At 40.3% G+C, this 6,757-nt stretch carries 9 protein-coding genes; 4 read left to right on the forward strand and 5 right to left on the reverse strand.

Translation table 11 applies throughout. The annotated features are described in order from the left end of the window. The 3 genes from AAF462_08760 to AAF462_08770 all read right to left on the reverse strand — a co-directional run. A partial coding sequence (locus AAF462_08760; protein MEM7009208.1) for a hypothetical protein occupies positions 1 to 180 on the reverse strand: 180 nt, incomplete at its 3' end. Between the two features lie 156 nt (positions 181 to 336). Then, complete coding sequence (locus AAF462_08765) at positions 337 to 609, reverse strand: HU family DNA-binding protein (protein ID MEM7009209.1); 273 nt, start codon at positions 607 to 609, stop codon at positions 337 to 339. 89 nt (positions 610 to 698) lie between these two features. Beyond that, positions 699 to 1,328, reverse strand: a complete 630-nt coding sequence (locus AAF462_08770; GenBank protein ID MEM7009210.1) for a hypothetical protein — start codon at positions 1,326 to 1,328, stop codon at positions 699 to 701. A 118-nt stretch (positions 1,329 to 1,446) separates the two neighbouring features. On the opposite strand from AAF462_08770, the gene AAF462_08775 reads away from it, so the two are divergent. Beyond that, positions 1,447 to 1,905 (forward strand): DUF3617 family protein, encoded by a 459-nt coding sequence (locus tag AAF462_08775; protein ID MEM7009211.1) that lies wholly within the window; start codon positions 1,447 to 1,449, stop codon positions 1,903 to 1,905. A gap of 306 nt (positions 1,906 to 2,211) precedes the next feature. Continuing rightward, a complete protein-coding gene (locus AAF462_08780) occupies positions 2,212 to 2,643 on the forward strand; it encodes a DUF3617 family protein (GenBank protein MEM7009212.1) in 432 nt (143 codons plus the stop codon). Positions 2,644 to 2,682: 39 nt separating this feature from the next. Here AAF462_08780 and AAF462_08785 read toward each other — a convergent pair whose 3' ends face one another. Further along, on the reverse strand, positions 2,683 to 3,417 hold the full coding sequence (locus AAF462_08785) for a sulfite exporter TauE/SafE family protein (GenBank protein ID MEM7009213.1): 735 nt from the start codon (positions 3,415 to 3,417) through the stop codon (positions 2,683 to 2,685). 133 nt (positions 3,418 to 3,550) lie between these two features. Here AAF462_08785 and AAF462_08790 point away from each other — a divergent pair, with 133 nt between their 5' ends. Together AAF462_08790 and AAF462_08795 are read left to right on the forward strand one after the other, a co-directional pair. Beyond that, complete coding sequence (locus AAF462_08790; GenBank protein MEM7009214.1) at positions 3,551 to 4,501, forward strand: diacylglycerol kinase family protein; 951 nt, start codon at positions 3,551 to 3,553, stop codon at positions 4,499 to 4,501. 1 nt (position 4,502) lies between these two features. Further along, the gene (locus AAF462_08795; protein ID MEM7009215.1) at positions 4,503 to 5,057 is read left to right on the forward strand and encodes a dual specificity protein phosphatase family protein; all 555 of its coding nucleotides are present in this window, start codon (positions 4,503 to 4,505) and stop codon (positions 5,055 to 5,057) included. A gap of 69 nt (positions 5,058 to 5,126) precedes the next feature. On the opposite strand, the gene AAF462_08800 is transcribed toward AAF462_08795, so the two are convergent. After that, complete coding sequence (locus tag AAF462_08800) at positions 5,127 to 6,251, reverse strand: hypothetical protein (protein ID MEM7009216.1); 1,125 nt, start codon at positions 6,249 to 6,251, stop codon at positions 5,127 to 5,129. Between the last annotated feature and the right edge of the window lie 506 nt (positions 6,252 to 6,757).

Here is a 6,757-nt window from a genome sequence, read left to right on the forward strand (position 1 = left end):
AAAATCACCAGCGGCCTGGGTATAAATTAAATAATCATCATATAAATAAGCTTTATCAGAATCTGAGCACTCTATTACTTTTGCCTTATCGCTTCCGGGGATAAGTGTTTGTGCTTGGGATTGCATTCCAATTGCTGCGAATACGGCAGCAGATAATATTGATATAATGATTACTTTCATACTAAAAAAGATACATTGAGATCTTGTCCTATCAAGGAGCTAGTTCACTATAGACAAAATAATACTGACCCTCAAACTGACGGGTAAGAAGCGATAGTAATCCTACGCTTTATTCTGGGTCAAAAAATTAAGTTAAAAACGCCACTATCAACCGGCTTAACCGATCTCAGATTCAACACCTTTGGAGGCTTTGAACTTAAGAACATTTTTAGCAGGTATCTGGATGCTCTGGCCCGTTGAGGGGTTTCTTCCCATACGAGCGGCTCTGTGGGTAACTTTAAAAGTACCAAGACCTGTAAGAGGTACGCTACCGTCGCTCTTTAGTCCGCTTTTGATTGCAGCAATAATTGCATCATAAGCTTTATCCGCATCCGTCTTACTGATCCCAGCGTTCTCGGCAATTTTACCAATCAACTCACTTTTAGTCATATTAATTCCTCCTTGGACTCATATTTTACTACAAAACACTGGTGTTTTGCAATTATTTTTTGTTTTTATATTTTGTATAGATATTGGGCTTATTGCCCGGCTCTACATCGGTATTCCCTTATTGGCAATCTGGTTTCAGTCTCCAAGGTATAGTTTTCTTTCTGCTCATAGAGAACATTTAGCCCTTTATCTTTCCAGCTTTGAGATTTGGGGCATGGAATATTTTCTATAACACCGGGCTCAGGGACAAGCGTTTTGTAGAAAGTAAGGACGCCGTCCTTCAGAGCAGGATCTGAATATTCTGTAAGTAATATCAGCCTTTTAGTGGCCAAATCATAGACAGACAATATTCTCTGCTCGGGCTCAGTGCCTTGATCTAAAAATAGATAATTCTTATAAAGCCCGGCAAAAAAATTATTTTCCCCTGTCTCACGTGCGCTAATGATATGAGATGCGGTTTTTCTATCTAGAGTGCATGGATTTCCCTGCGAAACATCTGGCGAGTAAAGAAAAATATTCATGCCCCAATGCTCAGGAGAGGGCTCAACGTGGATTTCATAATTGTTATATAAATACGCTTTTCCCTTTGCGCAATCTTTAATAATTGGATTTTCTGTGCCAGGAATTAAACCTGCATCTCCTGCTGATATGGTTTTTTTATTTGGCCCTCCGCACGCTAATAGGGCTAATAGACTAATCAGAAATATTGATTTAAGCATATTTTATCTTACAGGATATTGATTAATTTTCGCAACCTTTTATAGACTTAATAAATCATAATAATTGGTATAGGATGAGCAAAATTTAGGTTATAATAAAAATCGGTAGGTACTATATATGTTAAGACTCAGCTCATTAGTTCTCATAATTTTAGGTATTTTCATACTCATCCCTATAACACTTCATGCGCAAGGAGAGTTGTCAATAAAGCCGGGTAAATATAGACTTTCTAAGACAACAAAAACAAGTTTTGATACCGTTCCTGCAAGCAGAACCACAGAAGAGTGCATTACAGATCCAGACCTTGATCCTCAATCAATTTTGCCCAACAAGGAAAACTGTACAATTAGCAATATGAAAACCTCCGATAATCAAACAAGCTTTGATTTTACATGCGAGAATGTTGGAAAATCCTCTACACTAAAAGGTTATGCAGAATATAGCACCGACGGAGATAAAATTTCTAGTAGTATAAGGCTCAAGGGTCTTTATCAGGGTAAGGAACTTATAGTAGAGTCCAGCGGCAGTGGTGAGAGAATAGGTGATTGCACCCCTGAGCCTGAATTTGCTGAATAGAAATATAATGCATCCTTTTAATCTTAAAAATACTAGGTTGACATAGAAACGACATTTGTTGTAGAATCAACTTCGATGGGTAAGTCTATCTTTTTGAATAGTATTAAAACTATTTTGAACATATGGCTATAAAAAATAGTTCATTTAAAGGTTGTGCCTAATTTAAGCCCAGGCAGGTCTCTCCTTGTACCTGCCTGGGCTTAATTATTTGCAAACTATCAAACAATTTATTGTTGTATTCCACTTTTGTTTCCTTATAATTAGTTCTAAATTGTAATACAAATTCCAAACCAAACGGAGGGAAATATGTATAAATACTTAGTTCTACTTTCAGTTTTACTATTAGCACCGGCAATAGATTCAATGGCCCAAGATGACTCTATTGATGTTGTTCCTGGCAACTACTTAGTTACAACAATTACGGAATCGAGCTTTTCACAAACTCCGGAAACAAATGATGATAATGAATGTATGAATGAAAATACAGTCAGCGTGAAGGATTTCTTGCCGGATGATAATGCTTGCAATGCTACTAACATCAAGAAAAGCGGAAATAAATTAACCTTTGATATTAAATGCAACCAGGCACAGGGAATGCCTGCAATGAATGGTAGTGCTGAGGTTAGTGCTACTAAAAAGACTGTATATTCTAAGTATAAAATGGCCGGCGATTTCCAGGGCACTAAGTTCACAGTTGATTCAGAGTCTAAAGGTAAACTTACCGGACCTTGTAAATAGTATTAAATGCAAATTAATACGCCTAGCAGCTAAATGCTGCTAGGCGTAGGCAATTAAGTTTATACCGATAATAATTAGTATTATCAGCACCGCGATTCTAAACCTTTCATCAGATACCTTGTGACGCAACTTCCCGCCAAAATAAATTCCTGCAACTACGGGAATTATTCCAAATACGGAAAATTTCAATATCTCTGCATTTAGAAGGTCAAATTTACCAAACACAATTAAAAGAAATGTGATTGATATCGTAAAACCAATATTAATTGCATTAACGAGGCCATCTCGGTCAAGCTCTAAAGACAGCAGATAAGGAAGCATTGGTATAACCTGCGTCCCTGTAAGCCCGTTTAGAAAACCATTGGTAAGACCTATTGGAATTGCTAGCGCAGTTTCCTTTTTCCTCGGAATTGAAATCTCTACTTTAAAAAGCAGCAGCAGCGAGTATGCGATAGAAACCAATCCAAGAATGATTTTTACCAAGTAGTTTCCTACCATGCTGAGTAGCAGCACTCCAGCGTATATCCCTGGAAGTGCGCTTATATATAGCAGCCAAAATCTTCGCATGCTTTGTCTAAACCTTTTCGTCTGATAGATCATAATAAAATTGCTTGCCAAAGACGGGAGAACAACAAGCGGTATGGCATCTTCAAGCTTCATAAAAATTGCAATCACGGGAAGACAGCTGCTTACAAATCCAAGGCCGGTCAAGCCCTTAATAAATGCAGCCGCAAAGAATGATGAGTATACGATTATGAGTATTTGAGTGTCCATTTATAAATTGTTACGCATCGGGTTGAGGCATTGTATTAAAATAAGTCCAATGATATGCAATCTTATTTTCGCTCTTAGTTCTCATATTTGCTTAGACATTAAAGGCTTAACTCAGTATCATTTTATATTAGTAATGGATTCTAATGTGCTAGGCGGTTTTAAAAATATACATCTTATTATAAACCCGGTCTCTGGGCAAGGGGTAGTCCCAGTGGGTGAGATACGCTCAAAGTTCGATGTTCTTGGCGATAGACTAACTGTGCATGAGACGCAGCCTGACTTAAGTGCCCGCAAGATTGCTGAAGTTGCGGTAGTTCAGGGAGCTGATCTTGTTGCTGCATTTGGCGGCGATGGCACCATGCTTCAAGTCTCAGAAGGACTTATCGATACCGGGGTTCCTCTTGCAGTGATCCCCGGAGGAACAGCAAATGTGTTTGCAAATGAGCTTGAGATTTCAAACGACAAAATGGATGCGATCCATAATCTTCTTCATGAGAAAACTCACGTAAAAAAGATTGATGTCGGATGCGTTGGAGAAAAACACTTTTTATTAAGGCTCGGGATTGGTCTTGAGGCTGCAATGACTGTTATGACGGATCGAGAAGAAAAAGACAAGTACGGCTTTTGGGCATATATATGGACAGCGCTAAGGCTAGGACACAGAATGAAACAGGCACATTATCATCTTATACTAGATGGGAAAAGAAAAAGGGTGAAGGGAGTTACATGTGTTATATGCAATTCTGGAAATCTAGGTCTTCCTCGTGTAAAACTACTTCCCGATATAGACATATCTGACGGCAAATTAGATGTTGTCGTGGTAAGAGAGGCAAGCCTTTGGTCTGGTGCATCACTAGCATATCATGCTATAAAAGGAGTTTTTTCTAATATTAAACCACACGGTGAAAGGCCGTGTTATTCAATCTACCATCATCAGGCAAATGAGGTCATTGTTCTCTCCGCTTCACATCAGCTTGCAGCCCGTGATGGAGAGGACGTAGGGTCAGAATTTCCACTTAAAATTTCAATTAGACACAATGCTCTCAGTGTGCTAATCCCAGAGATTAGAGGCTTCTTTGACTAATATGACTAATCTTACCGAGCTTAAAAGACTGTTTAACCACTTTAGGACCCAAGGCGTCTACAGAGGCTCGATTGCCGGATTTGATAAAATATACCGATGGCTGACAGGTGGGCCGGTTAAGCGCTACAGTGTGATTGACGAGCATATCTGGATAGGCGGCCAACCCAGAAGGGCAGGGTTCTCTAAGCTAGCTAGATATGGCATAACTGGCGTTATTAATATGCGAAGTGAATATCACTACACGCTTCATAAGGATCTTATGAACATTCACCTTCTTCTTCTGCCTACCGATGACAACGAAGCTCCAACTATAGAGCACCTTCATCAGGGGGTTGATTTTATTAGAGGCCAGGTAGAGCAGGGCGGAATAGTTTATATACATTGCTGGGAAGGTCTTGGCCGAAGCGCCACAATGGCCGCGGCATATTATGTGAGTACAGGAGATACGATAGAACAGGCATGGGCACATATAAAAAGAAGACGCTCATTTGTTAGACCCACAGGTGTTCAGATAGAAAGACTAGAAGAATTTTCCAATAATATATCCAACTCATAAAAAAAGGCCCAGAGTTAAATCCGGGCCTTTTTGTTTTAGTAAATACCTATTTCCAAAATACTATACTGACTATGGGCAGGTAGCGCCTTCTCTAAATATTGCACTAACTCCTGCTGATCTTTGGACTCCCATATTGTTCGGTGTGCTTTGAATAGCAATATCATCATTTGCTGCTATATCAATACATCCGTTATCTTCACAAGTTATTTGCGTATCTCCTGATATAGTGCAAGTAAGAGTACCGGCAGGAGATGCATTATTTACACGTAAAGTAAAAACATGGGATTGTGCAGCAAATAGATTTAAACTCATTGAAACTTTCAAGTTAGAAATTGCTCCTGCAGCAGGTATTGTAAACTCAGCATCATCCTCGTTTGCATATCCACCTGATACCTGATCTATAGCGAAGAATCTGTTTTCATTAGTTGCTAGGTCTCCTGATCCTCCACTAAGCACTATAAAACTTGTAGCTCCCGCAGGTCCGGTAGGCCCGGCAGGTCCGGTAGGCCCAGCAGGTCCAACCCCTCCAGTAGCTCCCATAGGTCCGGCAGGTCCAACCCCTCCAGTAGCGCCCATAGGTCCGGCAGGCCCAACAGGTCCAACCCCTCCAGTAGCTCCCATAGGTCCAGCTGGTCCAGCAGGTCCAACAGGTCCGGCAGGTCCGGCAGGTCCAGTAGGTCCTTCAGGTCCAGGAGGTCCATTGGGCGGTCCAGGTGGTCCGGCAGGCCCTTCAGGCCCCGCAGGTCCGGTAGGCCCAGCAGGTCCGGCAGGTCCTTGAGGTCCGGGAGTACCAGGTGAACCCGGAGGTCCGGCAGGTCCTGGATCCCCATCCTCTCCATCATCACCAGGGTTACCAGGGTCACCCTGTGGTCCTTGATTACCAATTGTAATTGTTCTTTCATCCATTTTTCTTGGTCCAGGTCCAGTCGCTACTTTTAGAAGATAATCACCCGCAGGTATTCCTCCTTCTGGGAAATCAACTAAAATGAACTCTGATGTATTGGTGGCTATATTTAGGTTTCCAAAGCTTCCGAACATCACAGATAGCGAGTTGGGACCAAGGTCAAAGTTAATGCCTGTAATTTGAATTTGCTGATTGTCAAAATCCACAAAGACCTCGGTAATTGTAAGTTCCGGTCTTTGTGCTGAAGAATTATCAGATACTGCTAAAGAAAGAGTAAAGATACATAACACTAAGATACTGAAAATTAAACATCTACTGGAAATATATAGTAGATGTTTAATAACACTATTGTTATTACTAAACATCGTATTTCCTCCTCTAACTTTTTTTATGTTTAGCTAAATAGACAACCTACCTTGCTATTATTAGTATATTAAACAATAGATTATTTAGAGTCAACAAATAATATATAGTCATGCAATTATATAATTATAGAAACGCAATGTCCTGGGGTAATTTGTCGTTAACTAAAACTTTTGAGGGTTATAGGAGCGGGAATATCTATAAAGAATAAAAAAAGCCCGAAGAGTCAGCACTAGATCCCTTCGGGCTATAAATCTTTAAACTATGTAATTTTTATTATTGACTTGATACAGGTGCGCAAACAACCCAAACAGTTATTAGCCAATCACCATTTACATTACGGATCTCTTCTCCACGCCCAGTCCATGCAACTGGTGGTCCGCTTGGAACACCACCTGAAGGAAATGACGCCTGAAGTGAAATTCTGTTATTG

It is taken from the genome of Thermodesulfobacteriota bacterium (assembly GCA_039028315.1).
GTDB lineage: Bacteria > Desulfobacterota_D > UBA1144 > Nemesobacterales > UBA2774 > CR02bin9.